The 13792-nt window shown below is 68.8% G+C and carries 12 protein-coding genes; 5 read left to right on the forward strand and 7 right to left on the reverse strand.

The genetic code is table 11. The features are described 5' to 3' along the window. Nucleotides 1–21: 21 nt before the first annotated feature. Entirely contained in the window at nt 22–1575 is a 1554-nt protein-coding gene (locus tag EDF51_RS02600) for a stealth conserved region 3 domain-containing protein (protein WP_131880098.1), read from the forward strand. A gap of 526 nt (nt 1576–2101) precedes the next feature. On the opposite strand, the gene EDF51_RS02605 is transcribed toward EDF51_RS02600, so the two are convergent. The 5 genes from EDF51_RS02605 to EDF51_RS02625 all read right to left on the reverse strand — a co-directional run bounded on the left by EDF51_RS02605 (nt 2102) and on the right by EDF51_RS02625 (nt 7480). Next, on the reverse strand, nt 2102–3061 hold the full coding sequence (locus tag EDF51_RS02605) for a phosphodiesterase (protein ID WP_131880100.1): 960 nt from the start codon (nt 3059–3061) through the stop codon (nt 2102–2104). Nucleotides 3062–3224: 163 nt separating this feature from the next. Further along, nucleotides 3225–4913, reverse strand: coding sequence for a ubiquinol-cytochrome c reductase cytochrome b subunit (locus EDF51_RS02610; RefSeq protein WP_131880102.1), 1689 nt, complete (start codon nt 4911–4913; stop codon nt 3225–3227). After that, nucleotides 4913–5977, reverse strand: coding sequence for a Rieske 2Fe-2S domain-containing protein (locus tag EDF51_RS02615; RefSeq protein ID WP_133936620.1), 1065 nt, complete (start codon nt 5975–5977; stop codon nt 4913–4915). Before EDF51_RS02615 ends, EDF51_RS02610 begins: the two co-directional genes overlap by 1 nt. Nucleotides 5978–6010: 33 nt before the next feature. After that, nucleotides 6011–6820, reverse strand: coding sequence for a cytochrome c (locus EDF51_RS02620; RefSeq protein ID WP_123294420.1), 810 nt, complete (start codon nt 6818–6820; stop codon nt 6011–6013). 21 nt (nt 6821–6841) lie between these two features. Beyond that, nucleotides 6842–7480 (reverse strand): heme-copper oxidase subunit III, encoded by a 639-nt coding sequence (locus EDF51_RS02625; protein WP_111084027.1) that lies wholly within the window; start codon nt 7478–7480, stop codon nt 6842–6844. A gap of 70 nt (nt 7481–7550) precedes the next feature. Here EDF51_RS02625 and trpD point away from each other — a divergent pair, with 70 nt between their 5' ends. After that, nucleotides 7551–8615: an anthranilate phosphoribosyltransferase gene (gene trpD, locus EDF51_RS02630; RefSeq protein WP_133936619.1), complete on the forward strand. Its 1065-nt coding sequence runs from the start codon at nt 7551–7553 to the stop codon at nt 8613–8615. A 96-nt stretch (nt 8616–8711) separates the two neighbouring features. On the opposite strand, the gene glpK is transcribed toward trpD, so the two are convergent. Together glpK and EDF51_RS02640 are read right to left on the reverse strand one after the other, a co-directional pair. Continuing rightward, on the reverse strand, nt 8712–10223 hold the full coding sequence (glpK, locus tag EDF51_RS02635) for a glycerol kinase GlpK (protein WP_111084025.1): 1512 nt from the start codon (nt 10221–10223) through the stop codon (nt 8712–8714). 74 nt (nt 10224–10297) lie between these two features. Continuing rightward, nucleotides 10298–11023 (reverse strand): MIP/aquaporin family protein, encoded by a 726-nt coding sequence (locus EDF51_RS02640; protein WP_123294418.1) that lies wholly within the window; start codon nt 11021–11023, stop codon nt 10298–10300. A gap of 318 nt (nt 11024–11341) precedes the next feature. On the opposite strand from EDF51_RS02640, the gene dhaK reads away from it, so the two are divergent. The 3 genes from dhaK (at nt 11342) to dhaM (ending at nt 13778) form a co-directional block, all read left to right on the forward strand. Further along, the gene (dhaK, locus tag EDF51_RS02645) at nt 11342–12343 is read left to right on the forward strand and encodes a dihydroxyacetone kinase subunit DhaK (RefSeq protein WP_133936618.1); all 1002 of its coding nucleotides are present in this window, start codon (nt 11342–11344) and stop codon (nt 12341–12343) included. Nucleotides 12344–12417: 74 nt separating this feature from the next. Continuing rightward, entirely contained in the window at nt 12418–13059 is a 642-nt protein-coding gene (gene dhaL, locus EDF51_RS02650; RefSeq protein WP_133936617.1) for a dihydroxyacetone kinase subunit DhaL, read from the forward strand. Next, nucleotides 13056–13778 (forward strand): dihydroxyacetone kinase phosphoryl donor subunit DhaM, encoded by a 723-nt coding sequence (gene dhaM, locus EDF51_RS02655; protein ID WP_133936616.1) that lies wholly within the window; start codon nt 13056–13058, stop codon nt 13776–13778. The genes dhaL and dhaM overlap by 4 nt, the downstream gene beginning before the upstream one ends. The last annotated feature ends 14 nt before the right edge of the window (nt 13779–13792 follow it).

Here is a 13792-nt window from a genome sequence, read left to right on the forward strand (position 1 = left end):
AGCACGACCCGAAGGGCATGGATGAACGACGAGACCGAGCCGGTGACCGAGAGTCCTCTGCTGACCCCTCGACCGTCCTCCGGCGGTCTCGACCGGCCCGACGTCGTCGTCCGCAAGGGGCGACTGACGCTGCTCAACGGCCACCTGACGCCGCAGCAGTCGATGATCGAGGACCTGTTGTTCCTGGACGACGCGCTGACCGAGGCGGACGTCGACCACCTGCTCATCCGCGGCAACGACGAGCGTCCGGTCATCGCGATCGACGAGCGGGACCGGCAGCGTGCCGAGAGCGCCGTCATGGCCGCCGCCGTCAACGAACCGTTCTACGCGAAGCCGCCGGGCGAACCGGCCGTGCTCGTGCAGGACGACGGTCTCGGGCCGGTCGACGAGCCGGTGCTGCGCGTCTTCCGTCCGCGTCTCGAGCCCCTCGGGCGCCTGCGCTACGGCGCCGAGACGAGCGTGCAGCTCGAGTTCTGGCGACTCACCGACACCGAGGTGCTCGCGCCCGTCGAGAACGCGCTGATGCGCCGCAGCCTGCCGGTCGACGAGTTCGTGCTCGTCGACATCGAGCGCTACGGCCGCACCTGGCGCACCGTCGAGCACATGTTCGACGACCACGTCTCCGACATACGGTTCCCGATCGACATCGTCTTCTCGTGGGTCGACGGCAACGCCATCGAGTACCAGCGCGCCCGCCAGGCAGCGCAGGCGACGGCCGTCCTGGGCGAGGGCGACGACGCCCCCGCACGGTTCCGCCAGATCGACGAGCTGAAGTACGCACTCCGCTCGGTGCACACGTTCGCACCGTGGATCCGCCAGATCTACATCGCCACCGATTCACCCGCTCCGCACTGGCTCGCCGACCACCCCAAGGTCCGCATCGTGCGCAGCGAGGAGTTCTTCGCCGACCCGTCCGTGCTGCCGACGCACAACTCGCAGGCCGTCGAGTCGCAGCTGCACCACATCCCGGGCATCAGCGAGCACTTCATCTACTCGAACGACGACATGTTCTTCGGCCGCACCGTCGACCCCTCGGTGTTCTTCAGCCCGGGGTCGGTGTCGAAGTTCATCCTCGCCACCACCCGCATCGGCCTCGGCGTGAACAACGCCGCGCGCAGTGGGTTCGAGAACTCCGCGCGGGTCAACCGTCGCCTGTTGCAGCAGCGGTTCGGTGCGGTCACCACCAGGCACCTCGAGCATGCGCCCACCCCGCTCCGGTCGTCCATCATGACGGAGATGGAGCACGAGTTCGCCGACGAGTTCCGTGCCACGGCGGCGTCGCGCTTCCGTGCTGCCGAGAACATCTCGGTGACCAACTCGCTCTACCACTACTACTCGTTGCTCACGGGTCGGGCGATCACGCAGGAGAACGCCGACGTCCGCTACATCGACACCACGATGCAGTCCGGGCTGCGGTCGCTCGACGAGTTGCTCAAGAAGCGGAACGCGGACTTCTTCTGCCTGAACGACGGCAGTTTCCCGGAGGTCAGCGACGAGGAGCGGACGCAGCGCGTGACCGACTTCCTCGAGCGCTACTTCCCCTTCCCCGCGCCGTGGGAGCGCGACAGCGTCTAGAACGCGCCAGCGTTCTGCTGTCGCGCTCCGGGCGAGCCTGCGAGCCCGGCGCCGAAACCCAGCCACGGCTCCGGGCGAGCCTGCGAGCCCGGCGCCGAAGCCCAGCCACGCGCTCCGGGCTCGGCGCCGACCGCCGTCCGCCGACCGGTCACGGCCTGTCGGCGCCCGCCCCGTCAGACGACGCAAGCTGACCACTCGACACACGTCTCGCGGTGGGTCATGACCACCGGCCGGACGGGAGGCCCGTGGCGGCCCCGCCACGCGCCTCCCGACCGCCCCGCCCCGTCGCCGACCGCCGACCGCCGACCGGTCACGGCCTGTCGGCACGCGCGCCGTCAGACGACGCAAGCTGACCGCTTGACACACGTCTCGCGGTGGGTCGCGACCACCGGCCGGACGGGAGGCCCGTAGCGGCCCCGCCACGCGCCTCCCGTCCGCCCCCGCGCACGCCCACCGCACATGGTGAGCACAAATGGTCGGGTCCGCACTGCGGACCCGACCATTGCTGCTCACGAAGTGCGGCGACCTACCGGTGGACGGGGGAGACCGGCACCGAGTCGAGCGTGAAGACCGGGATGCTCGAGGTCACCGGAGCCGGCTCGACCGCGGGCGGGATCGTGACCCCGTGCGCTGCGAGTCGGGCCTCGGTCTCGACGGCCGAAACGGGTTCGCCGACCGTGGAGTAGTGCCCGATCGGGACGACCGAGTGCACGACGTTGTGGCCGTACACGTGCACCAGGTTGAACGACTGCGCGCCGTCCCGCCCACGCGTGCCGCCCTGGAACTCGGTGAGGTCCTGCGTGTAGCACGTGGCACTGGCGACCGACACGGGGATGCCCGCGAAGACCGCGCTGGTCGAGTAGTGCAGGTGTCCGGCGATGATCGACAGGACGTCACTGCCCTCGACGACCTCGGCCAGGGCATGCTGGTCGCGGAGCTCGACGAGGACGGTCAGGTCCTGCACACTCGGCACGGGCGGGTGGTGCATCGCCAGGATGGTGCCGTGCGGCGCAGCCTCGGACAGGACCTCGGCCAGCCAGTCGAGCTGCTCGGGGGAGACCTCGCCGTGGTGGTGGCCCGGGACACTCGTGTCGAGAGTGATCACCCGCAGACCGTTGACGTCGTAGACGAAGTCGACCGGACGGTCGGTGGGGTGCAACCCGAAGAGCTCCTGACGGAACGCGCCGCGCTCGTCGTGGTTGCCCATCGCCCAGATGACCTGGGCACCGATCCGGCGGGCAGCTGGCTCGACGATCTCGCGGACGCGGGCGTAGGCACCCGGTTCGCCCTTGTCGGCCACGTCGCCGGTGACGACGATCGCTTCCGGCCGGGTGCCTGATGCTTCGATGTCCGCGACGATCTCGGTGAGCCGTGCGGCGGAGTCGACCCCGCCGTACAGATCACCGTCGCCGGAGACGAGGTGGGTGTCGCTGAGGTGGAGGAGGAAGTGGTTCGGCCTGGGGTGTTCGGCCGTCCGGCTGTCCATCGGGGTCTCATTCCGTTGGCGGATGCGTGGTGCAACACGTTGCCACACCGTCCTGGATGAGTCCAGCACGTGTCGGTGAACCAGCCGTGAACTGGGGGCGGCGTTTCGCCCATCGCACGAAGAAACCCCCGCCACGTGGTGGCGGGGGTTCCTGTCGTCGTGCTTAGTGCTTTTCCTCGACCTGCGGGGCCTGGTGGCTGCCCTCGAGGTCCGGGCCGTGGTGGGCGGCGTGCGCTGCCTCGAGCTCGGCCTTCGAGACCGGCTCGATGCGGTCTTCGAAGAAGAAGCGGGAGACGCTCGCACGGGCCTTCTGGACCACGGTGATCTGCCCCTTGGCGTTCGGGCGGATCATGAGCGGCTTGTACTCGTTGAACTGCAGCAGCTTCCAGCGCTCGTACTCGTCGAGCTGCTCGTGCACCTCGATGTACTCACCGTGGGGGAGTCGGACGATGCGACCGGACTCGTAGCCGTGCAGGACGATCTCGCGGTCCTTCTTCTGGAGTGCGAGGCACACGCGCTTCGTGATCCAGAAGGCGACGAACGGGCCGAGGACCGTCGTTGCCTGGATCACGTGGATCACGTGTTCGATCGACACCAGGAAGTGGGTCGCGATGATGTCCGACGACGCCGCAGCCCAGAGGCTGGCGTAGAGCGTGATGCCGGCGGCACCGATCGCCGTGCGGGTCGGGGCGTTGCGCGGGCGGTCCAGGATGTGGTGCTCGCGCTTGTCGCCGGTGATCCACGACTCGAGGAACGGGTACAGCAGGATCGCGAGGATGAGCAGCACCAGGACCGCGATGGGCGCCAGGATGTTGAACGACACCGTGTAGCCGAACCACACGACCTCCCAGTGCGGCGGCACCAGACGCAGTGCGCCGTCGGCGAAGCCGATGTACCAGTCGGGCTGGGTACCTGCTGAGACCGGCGAGGGGTCGTACGGGCCGTAGTTCCAGATCGGGTTGATCGTGAACATCGACGCGATGAGGGCGATGATGCCCGCGACGATGAAGAAGAACCCGCCGGCCTTGGCGGCGAACGCCGGGAGGATCGGGACACCGACGACGTTGTCGTTGGTCTTGCCCGGGCCGGCGAACTGGGTGTGCTTGTTGATCACGACGAGCACGAGGTGGACACCGAGCACCGCGACGAGGATCGCCGGCAGCAGCAGGATGTGCAGCGTGTAGAGGCGGCCGACGATGTCGGTGCCCGGGAACTCGCCACCGAAGAGCAGGTAGGCGATCCAGACGCCGATCACCGGGACACCCTCGATCATGCCGACGATGATCCGCAGACCGTTTCCGGAGAGCAGGTCGTCGGGGAGCGAGTAGCCGGTGAAGCCCTCACCCATGGCGAGGACCCAGAGCAGGAAGCCGAAGACCCAGTTGAGCTCACGCGGCTTGCGGAAGGCACCGGTGAAGAACACGCGGGCCATGTGCAGCATGATCGACGCCACGAACAGCAGGGCTGCCCAGTGGTGGACCTGGCGGACGAAGAGCCCGCCGCGGATGTCGAACGAGATGTCCAGCGTGGACTGGAGCGCCGTCGACATCTCGACACCCTTGAGCGGGACGTACGAGCCGTTGTAGACGACCTCGGCCATGGAGGCCTGGAAGAAGAACGTCAGGAACGTGCCGGAGAGCAGGACGACGACGAAGCTGTACAGCGCCACCTCGCCGAGCATGAAGCTCCAGTGGTCCGGGAAGATCTTCCGGCCGACTTCCTTGACGAGCCCCGAGATGCTGGTGCGCTCGTCGATGTAGTTGGCGACCCCGCCGATGATGCGGGATCCGCGCTCCGGAGCCGGCTTGTTGGCCGTGCTGCTCGGTGCCGTGGTGGTGGGGGTGCTGGTCATCAGCGTTCACGCTCCCAGAAGGACGGTCCGACCGGCTCGTGGAAGTCGCTCTGGGCAACCAGGTAGCCGTCGTCGTCGATCGCGATCGGAAGTTGGGGGAGGGGGCGTGCGGCCGGACCGAAGATGACCTCGCAGTTGTTCGAGACATCGAAGGTGGACTGGTGGCACGGGCACAGCAGGTGGTGCGTCTGCTGCTCGTAGAGCGCGACCGGGCATCCGACGTGGGTGCAGATCTTGGAGTACGCGACGATGCCGTCGTAGCCCCAGTTCTCGTGGCCCTTGGACGGGTTGAGGTCCTTCGGGTCGAGACGCATGAGGAGGACGGAGGCCTTGGCCTTCTCCTCGAGCATGTGCTCGGAGTCGAGCATGCCGTCCGGGATGACGTGGAACACCGAACCGATGGTCACGTCCGAGGCCTTGATCGGCAGACCCGTCGGGTCCTTCGTCAGGCGAAGGCCCTGCTTCCAGAAGGTGTGGCGCAGGAGCTCGTTCGGGTCTTCGGCCGGGGCGAGGTCGCGGACCAGGACGATGCCCGGCAGCGGGAACGCGGCCAGCGCACCGATCATCGAGTTGCGGATCAGCTTGCGACGGCTGAAGCCGGACTCCTTGTCGGCCAGCTGGAAGGCCTCGACGGCCTTGGCGCGCGTCGCGTCCGTGCCGCGGGTGCCGTGGCGGAGCTCGGTGATCTCGCGGTCGACGACGAGCGACTTCGACCAGTAGACCGCGCCGAGGCCCAGAGCGATGAGCGCGAGGGCGATCGAGAGGCCGAGGAAGAGGTTCGCGGTGCGGACCGTCCCGAAGTCGTTCGAGTCGATCGGGAACGCGACGTAGGCCGCGATCGAGAGGACGCTGCCGACGATCGAGAGGTAGAAGAAGGTCGCGACCTGACGCTCGGCCAGGCGCTGCTTCTTCGGGTCGACGTCGGTGCGGCGCGCGCGGTGCGGCGGCTCACCCGGGTTCTCGAACGGGTCGGCGGGCAGCACCGCGATCCCGGGGGAGGTGGTCGTGCCGTGCTTCTCGACAGCCGAGGACGAGTTCAGCGTCTCGTCGTCGTGCTCTGCCATGGTGTTCCCTTCAGTGTCGTTCGACACGGACGATCAGTTGGACTTCGCGGTCAGCCAGACGGTCATCGCGACGACCGCGCCGAGTCCGAAGATCCAGATGAACAGACCCTCGGCCACCGGGCCCAGGGAGCCGAGTGCGAACCCGCCGGGCGACTTGTTGTCCTGCACGTACTTGAGGTACGTGATGATGTCGGCCTTCTGCTCCGGCGTGAGGTTCAGGTCGTTGAAGACCGGCATGTTCTGCGGGCCGGTCTGCATCGCCTCGTAGATGTGCTTGCCGGAGACCGTCGACAGGTTCGGTGCGTACTTGCCCTCGGTCAGCGCACCACCGGCGCCGGCCACGTTGTGGCACATGGCGCAGTTGATCCGGAAGAGCTCGGCACCCTCGGCCGCGTCGCCGTCCTCACCGTTGGTGAGCTCGGTGGACGGGACGGCCGGGCCGGGGCCCAGCGAGGCGACGTACTCGGCGAGGGCGTCGACCTGCTCGTCCGTGAACTGCGCGGGCTTCTCTTCGGCCTGCGGACCCTGGGCGGCCATCGGCATGCGGCCGGTGCCGACCTGGAAGTCGACCGAGGCGGCGCCGACACCGATGAGGGACGGACCCTCGCTCGTGCCCTGGGCGGAGAGGCCGTGGCAGGTCGCGCAGTTCGAGGCGAAGAGCTTCTGGCCCTCGTTCACCTTCGACTGGCTGGTCGCCGCGACGGTGCTCGTGCTGTCGTCGGCGTTGGCCGTGGAGCTGAAGAGCGCGTACGCACCGCCGGTGGTCATGAGGCCCACGACGATGAGCGAGACGGTCGCCATCGGTGAACGGCGGCCCTTCTTGGTCTTGGTTCTGTTGAACATGTGCTCGGGGGTGTCCAGTTCCTACTTGAGAAGGTAGATGACGGCGAAGAGGAAGATCCACACGACGTCGACGAAGTGCCAGTAGTACGACACGACGATGGCGGTGGTCGCTTCCTTGTGACCGAAGTTCTTCGCGGCGAAGCCGCGGCCGAGCGTCAGCAGGAAGGCGATGAGGCCACCCGTGACGTGGAGGCCGTGGAACCCGGTCGTCATGTAGAAGGCCGAGCCGTAGGCGCTGGAGGAGAGCGTGACGCCCTCGTGCCAGAGGTTGGCGTACTCGAAGATCTGGCCGCAGACGAAGATCGCGCCCATCGCGTAGGTGACGAAGAACCACTCCGTCATGCCCCAGTGGCGCGGGTTCCAGCTCGTGCGGTGCACCTGGAAGCGCTCTGCAGCGAACACGGCGAACTGGCACGCGAAGCTGGACAGCACCAGGATGATCGTGTTCACCGAGGCGAAGGGCACCTCGAGCTTGGAGGTTTCGGCCGCCCACAGCTCGGGGGACGTGCTGCGCAGCGTGAAGTAGATCGCGAACAGGCCGGCGAAGAACATGACCTCGCTGCCCAGCCACACGATCGTCCCCACGGCAACGGCGTTCGGCCTGTTCAGGGCCGGACCGCTGGCGGATCTGGAGAGAGGGGTGCTAGTCACGTCCTCCATTATGGCCGAAACCCCAGACAGTGTTTTCGCAGGAGACTGGCGGGTCTCTCGAATTCACTACGATCGAGCCATGCCTGACGCACTCTCTTGGCCTGCAGTGATCAGCGCGCTCATGGCGCGCGAGGACCTGACGATCAGGCAATCCACATGGGCCATGGAGGAGATCGTGCACGGGCGCGCCACCCAGGCACAGATCGCCGCGTTCGCCGTGACGCTCCGCGCGAAGGGCGAGACCGTCGACGAGGTGGTCGGGTTCCGCGACGCGATCCTCGACGCCGCCGTTCCGCTGGACGTCGACCCGATGGCGTTGGACATCGTCGGCACGGGTGGGGACGTCGTCGGCACCGTGAACGTCTCGACGATGGCGGCGATCGTCATCGCCGCCGCCGGGGTGCCCGTCGTGAAGCACGGCAACAAGGCGAGCTCGTCGAAGTCCGGTTCGAGCGACGTGCTCGCCGCACTCGGGCTCGATCTCACGATGGACGCCGCGCGTGTCGCGGACACCTTCCGGCGTGTCGGACTGACCTTCGCGTTCGCGAACGCGTTCCACCCGGGCTTCGCGCACGCCGGGCCGGTCCGCCGCGAGATCGGCGTGCCCACGGTGTTCAACTTCCTCGGGCCGCTCGTCAACCCCGCACGGTGCGAAGCGAACGCCGTCGGCGTCGCGCAGCTCGACCTCGTGCCGATCATCACGGGCGTGTTCCAGACCCGCGGCGCGACCGCCCTGGTGTTCCGCGGGGACGACGGCCTCGACGAGCTCACCACCACCGGCCACAGCCACATCTGGGAGGTCACCGGCGGGCGCATCATCGAGCACGACCTCGACCCGCGCGACCTCGGCATCGCACGTGCACGCACCGAGGACCTCCTCGGTGGCGACCCCGAGCACAACGCGGCCGTCGTGCACCGCGTGCTGTCGGGGGAGACGGGCCCGGTACGCGACATCGTGTTGCTCAACGCCGCAGCGGGACTGGTCTCCTTCCGTCTGGCGCAGGACCCGGCCGAGTCCGACCGACCGATCCTGCAGCGCTTCCGCGAGCAGCTCGCGGTCGCGGCCGAGGCGATCGACTCCGGCGCCGGTACCCGCAAGCTGGCGGACTGGATCGCGGTCCCGACCGCGACCGACGCGGAGTAGACGCAACCGACGGGAGGCCCGGTGCCGGTTCCTGGAACCGGCACCGGGCCTCCCGTCGGTGCGTTCAGTGCACGCGGTCAGCGTGCGCGTGCGTCGCTACTGGACGTCCTCGTCGACCCAGTCGAAGGTCTTCGTGACGGCCTTCTTCCAGAGACGGAGCGTGCGCTCGCGCTCCGCAGCGTCGAGCTGCGGCTCCCAACGCTTGTCCTCCTGCCAGTTGGCACGGAGCTCGTCGAGGTTGGCCCAGAAGCCCACCGCGAGACCGGCCGCGTAGGCCGCGCCGAGCGCCGTCGTCTCGGCGACGACCGGACGCACCACCGGCACGTTGAGGATGTCGGCCTGGAACTGCATGAGCTCGTTGTTGGCGGTCATGCCGCCGTCGACCTTGAGCTCGGTCAGGTCCACGCCCGAGTCGGCGTTCACCGCGTCGAGGACCTCGCGGGTCTGCAGCGCCGTCGCCTCGAGGGCCGCACGTGCGATGTGCCCCTTGTTGACGTAGCGGGTCAGGCCGACGATGGCTCCGCGAGCATCCGGACGCCAGTACGGCGCGAAGAGCCCGGAGAACGCCGGCACGAAGTACACGCCGCCGTTGTCCTCGACGGTCTTGGCCAGTGCCTCGACCTCCGGCGCACTGCCGATGAGACCGAGGTTGTCACGGAGCCACTGGATGAGCGAACCCGTGACGGCGATCGAGCCCTCGAGTGCGTAGTGCGTCTCCTGGTCGCCGAGCTTGTAGCCGACGGTGGTGAGCAGGCCGTTCTCGGAGCGGACGATCTCGGTACCGGTGTTGAAGATGAGGAAGTTGCCGGTGCCGTAGGTGTTCTTCGACTCGCCCTGGTCGAACGCCGCCTGGCCGAAGGTCGCGGCCTGCTGGTCGCCGAGGATGCCCGCGATCGGGACCTCGCGGAGCAGGTTGGACGACTCGACGTGGCCGTAGACCTCGGAGGAGCTGACGATCTCGGGGAGCATCGACTTCGGCACACCGAAATCGGCGAGGATGTCGTCGCGCCACTGGAGCGTCTCGAGGTCCATGAACAGCGTGCGGGACGCGTTCGTGACGTCGGTCTTGTGGACGCCGCCGTCGACGCCACCGGTCAGGTTCCAGAGGACCCAGGTGTCGGTGGTGCCGAAGAGCAGGTCCCCGGCCTCGGCCTTCTCACGCGCACCCTCGACGTTCTCGAGGATCCACATGATCTTGGTGCCGGCGAAGTACGTCGCGAGCGGGAGGCCGACGATGGCCTTGTAGCGGTCGGTGTCACCGTCGGCGAGCTTGTCGACGATCGACTGCGTGCGGGTGTCCTGCCAGACGATCGCGTTGTAGATCGGCTTGCCGGTGGTCTTGTCCCAGACGACGGCGGTCTCGCGCTGGTTGGTGATGCCCACGGCGGCGACGTCGTGACGCGTGATGTCGGCACGCGACAGTGCCTGACCGATCACCTCGCGGGTGTTGTCCCAGATCTCGGCGGGGTCGTGCTCGACCCACCCGGCGCGCGGGAAGATCTGCTCGTGCTCCTTCTGCCCGGTCGAGATGATCGAGCCGGAGTGATCGAAGACGATCGCTCGGGTGGAGGTCGTGCCCTGGTCGATGGCGACGATGTAGTCGGCCATTGGTGCTCCTTACGGGTGTTCGGTGCGGTGGGCGGCCCGCGATCGCGGGCCGCTCACCCCGGGGTTGGGTTGGTTCAGCTGACGACGGGCAGCAGCGCGAGCGACAGCACGGCGGCGAGTGCACCGCCGACGAGCGGTCCGACGACCGGCACCCAGGCGTACGACCAGTCGCTCGAGCCCTTGCCCTTGATGGGCAGGAAGGCGTGGGCGATGCGCGGGCCGAGGTCACGGGCCGGGTTGATGGCGTAGCCGGTCGGGCCACCGAGGCTGACACCGATCGCGATCACGAGGAAGGCGACGGGGACGGCGCCGAGTTCGGCAGGTGCCTTGCCGTTCGTCATCGCGAGGATGACGAAGACGAGCACGAAGGTGCCGATGATCTCGGTCACGACGTTCCAGCCGTACGACCGGATCGCGGGGCCGGTGGAGAAGACGCCGAGCTTCGCAGCGGCGTCGGGCTCCTCGTCGAAGTGCTGCTTGTAGGCGAGCCAGACGATGACGGCACCGATGACCGCGCCGATCATCTGCGCGAGCCAGTAGATGAGCATCGTGCCGACACTGATGTTGCCGAGGATGGCCTGGGCGAGGCTGACGGCCGGGTTGAGCTGGCCGCCCGACTTGTAGGACACGAGGACGCCGGCGAAGACCGCGAAGCCCCAACCGATCGTGACCATGAGGAAGCCGGCCCCGAAGCCCTTCGACTTCGTGAGGGAGACGGCGGCGACGACACCGCCACCCAGGATGATGAGCATCGCTGTACCGACGAGCTCGGACAGGAACTTGACGCCGATGTCGTCCATCGGTGACCTCCAGTGCGTGAGGTGGGGGTCCGGTGGTGCTGCGCCGCACTCCCCGTTGAGTGATTGAGGCCGAGCCTAGTGACGAGGCGAACGACGCGGCGATGAATTCCTGAGGGAAGTCCGGGATCGTGCACGAACGTGCAACCGGCGTGCGCTGCGGGGGATCGCGAGCCGGTGACGCGTCCCCATCGCACTGCACGAACGTGCAGACCGGACGAACGAGCGCCCGGGCGTCGGATGTAGATTGGGCGCACTCCGGTCGACGACGGCGGTGTGCAGTTCGCCTCGGCTCGGCCCCGTACCCGTGGAGGCACGCGCATGAAGAAGCTCATCAACGACCCGCAGGCCGTGGTCGACGAGACCGTCCGGGGATTCGCCCGGGCACACGCCGGACACGTCGTCCTGGTCGAGGACCCGATCCACCTGCACCGCTCCGACGCACCCGTCGCCGGCAAGGTCGGCATCGTCAGTGGCGGCGGCAGCGGACACGAGCCGCTGCACGCGGGCTTCGTCGGGTACGGCATGCTCGACGCCGCCGTCCCGGGCCCGGTGTTCACGAGTCCGACCCCCGACCCGATCGTCGCGGCCACCAAGGCCGTCGACGGCGGCGCGGGCGTCCTGCACATCGTGAAGAACTACACCGGCGACGTCCTGAACTTCGAGACCGCCGCCGAGCTCGCCGAGATGGACGACATCCGCGTCGAGGCCGTCGTGGTCGACGACGACGTCGCCGTGCAGGACTCGCTCTACACCGCCGGTCGCCGCGGCGTGGCCGGCACCGTGGTCGTCGAGAAGTGCGCCGGTGCCGCGGCCGAGCGCGGTGACGACCTCGACGCCGTCGCCGCGATCGCCCGCCACGTCAACGACGTCACGCGGTCGATGGGCCTGGCCCTGGCGTCCGGCACCGTGCCGCACGCGGGGGAGCCGTCCTTCACGCTCGCCGACGACGAGGTCGAACTCGGCATCGGCATCCACGGCGAGCCCGGGCGCGAGCGCATCCCGATGGCACCGGCCGACCAGCTCGTCGACCGTGTGCTCGAACCGATCCTGACCGACCTCGACGCCCCGGCCGGCTCGAAGCTGCTCCTGCTCGTCAACGGCATGGGCGGCACGCCGCTGTCCGAGCTGTACATCGCCTACCGCCGCGCCGCCGAGGTGCTGACGGACCGCGGGTACGACGTCACGCGTAGTTTGGTCGGCGACTACGTCACGTCCCTCGAGATGCAGGGGTTCTCGATCACCGTCACGGTGCTCGACGAGGAACTCACGGCACTCTGGGACGCACCGGTGGAGACCCCAGCACTGCGCTGGGGTCGCTGAGCAGCCGACATCGACCGCTCGACCACCGACCACGACACCGAGCCCACCGGGCCGGGAACACGAAGGGAACCGCATTGGCGCTCGACACCGAATGGGCCATCGACTGGGTCCGTCGCACCGCTGCGACGATCGACGAACACCGGGCCGAACTCGTCACACTCGACCGCGAGATCGGTGACGGGGACCACGGCGAGAACCTCGACCGCGGTTTCCGCGCCGTGCTCGAGGCCATCGACGGCGGGTCCTTCGACACGCCCGGCGCCGTGCTCAAGACGGTCGCGACGAAGCTCATCTCGACCGTCGGCGGCGCCGCCGGCCCGCTGTTCGGCACCGCGTACCTGAAGGCAGCCCAGGCTGCTGGCGACGCGACCGAGCTCGACGCCGACACGCTCGTCGCCGTGCTCGCCGCAGCCCGCGACGGCGTGGTCTCGCGCGGCAAGGCCGCCGTCGGCGACAAGACGATGGTGGACGCCTGGACCCCCGCGGTCGACGCCGCCACCGCTGCCGCCGCCGCCGGTGACGACCCGGCAGCGGTGCTCGCCGCCGCGGCCGACGCCGCCGCCTCGGGCGCCGAGGCCACCGAACCGCTCGTCGCCCACAAGGGGCGTGCGAGCTACCTCGGCGAACGTGCCGTCGGGCACCGCGACCCGGGTGCGCAGTCGACGGCGTACATCCTGCGCGCCGCGGTGGACGCGACGACGGGTTCCGCCGCGTGACCGTCGGCATCCTGATCGTCTCGCACAGCGCCGCGATCGCCTCCGGCACCGTCGAACTCGCCCGACAGATGGCGGCCGACGTACCGCTCGTCGCTGCCGGTGGGACCGACGACGGCGGCATCGGCACGTCGTTCGAGGCGATCACCGCCGGCATCGAGGAGCTCGCCGACGCCGACGCCGTCGTGGTCCTGTGCGACCTCGGTTCGGCCTACCTGACCACCGACACGGCGCTCGACTTCCTCGACGACGACGTCCGCGCACGCGTGCACGTCTCGCAGGCTCCCCTCGTCGAGGGCGCGGTCGCCGCGGCCGTCGCGGCCCAGACGGGTGGTGACGCCGAGGCAGTGCTCGCTGCCGCGGCGTCCGCCGCAGGGTCCGCGGACGACGCGAGCAGCGCCTCCCGTCCGTCCGGTGACCAGCCGGGAGGCACGGGGCCGGGTGACGGGGCGGCCAGCGTCGACGACGTGGCCGCGTCCGAGAGCGTCGAACTGGTGAACGAGACCGGCCTGCACGCCCGCCCCGCGGCGGAGTTCGTGAAGACGGCAGCCAAGTACGACGCAGCGGTGCGCGTGAACGGCGTGGACGCGAAGAGCCTGCTGGCGATCATGGCGTTGGCGCTCCCGAAGGGCGCCACCGTGTCGATCGAGGCGAGCGGGACCGATGCGCAGGTCGCGGTCGACGCACTGGTGGAGCTGGTGCGGAGCGGCTTCGGCGAGTAGGCGTCGCGGCTCGT

It is taken from the genome of Curtobacterium sp. PhB25 (assembly GCF_004365375.1).
Taxonomy (GTDB): Bacteria; Actinomycetota; Actinomycetes; order Actinomycetales; family Microbacteriaceae; genus Curtobacterium.

Bases quoted from the DNA above. Each gene is read 5' to 3' on its own strand.
- dhaK (WP_133936618.1), top strand. From the start codon at position 11,342: ATGAAGAAGCTCATCAACGACCCGCAGGCCGTGGTCGACGAGACCGTC.
- EDF51_RS02600 (WP_131880098.1), top strand. From the start codon at position 22: ATGAACGACGAGACCGAGCCGGTGACCGAGAGTCCTCTGCTGACCCCT.
- EDF51_RS02615 (WP_133936620.1), bottom strand. From the start codon at position 5,977: ATGGCAGAGCACGACGACGAGACGCTGAACTCGTCCTCGGCTGTCGAG.
- EDF51_RS02620 (WP_123294420.1), bottom strand. From the start codon at position 6,820: ATGTTCAACAGAACCAAGACCAAGAAGGGCCGCCGTTCACCGATGGCG.
- EDF51_RS02625 (WP_111084027.1), bottom strand. From the start codon at position 7,480: ATGGAGGACGTGACTAGCACCCCTCTCTCCAGATCCGCCAGCGGTCCG.
- EDF51_RS02610 (WP_131880102.1), bottom strand. From the start codon at position 4,913: ATGACCAGCACCCCCACCACCACGGCACCGAGCAGCACGGCCAACAAG.
- EDF51_RS02640 (WP_123294418.1), bottom strand. From the start codon at position 11,023: ATGGACGACATCGGCGTCAAGTTCCTGTCCGAGCTCGTCGGTACAGCG.
- glpK (WP_111084025.1), bottom strand. From the start codon at position 10,223: ATGGCCGACTACATCGTCGCCATCGACCAGGGCACGACCTCCACCCGA.
- trpD (WP_133936619.1), top strand. From the start codon at position 7,551: ATGCCTGACGCACTCTCTTGGCCTGCAGTGATCAGCGCGCTCATGGCG.
- EDF51_RS02605 (WP_131880100.1), bottom strand. From the start codon at position 3,061: ATGGACAGCCGGACGGCCGAACACCCCAGGCCGAACCACTTCCTCCTC.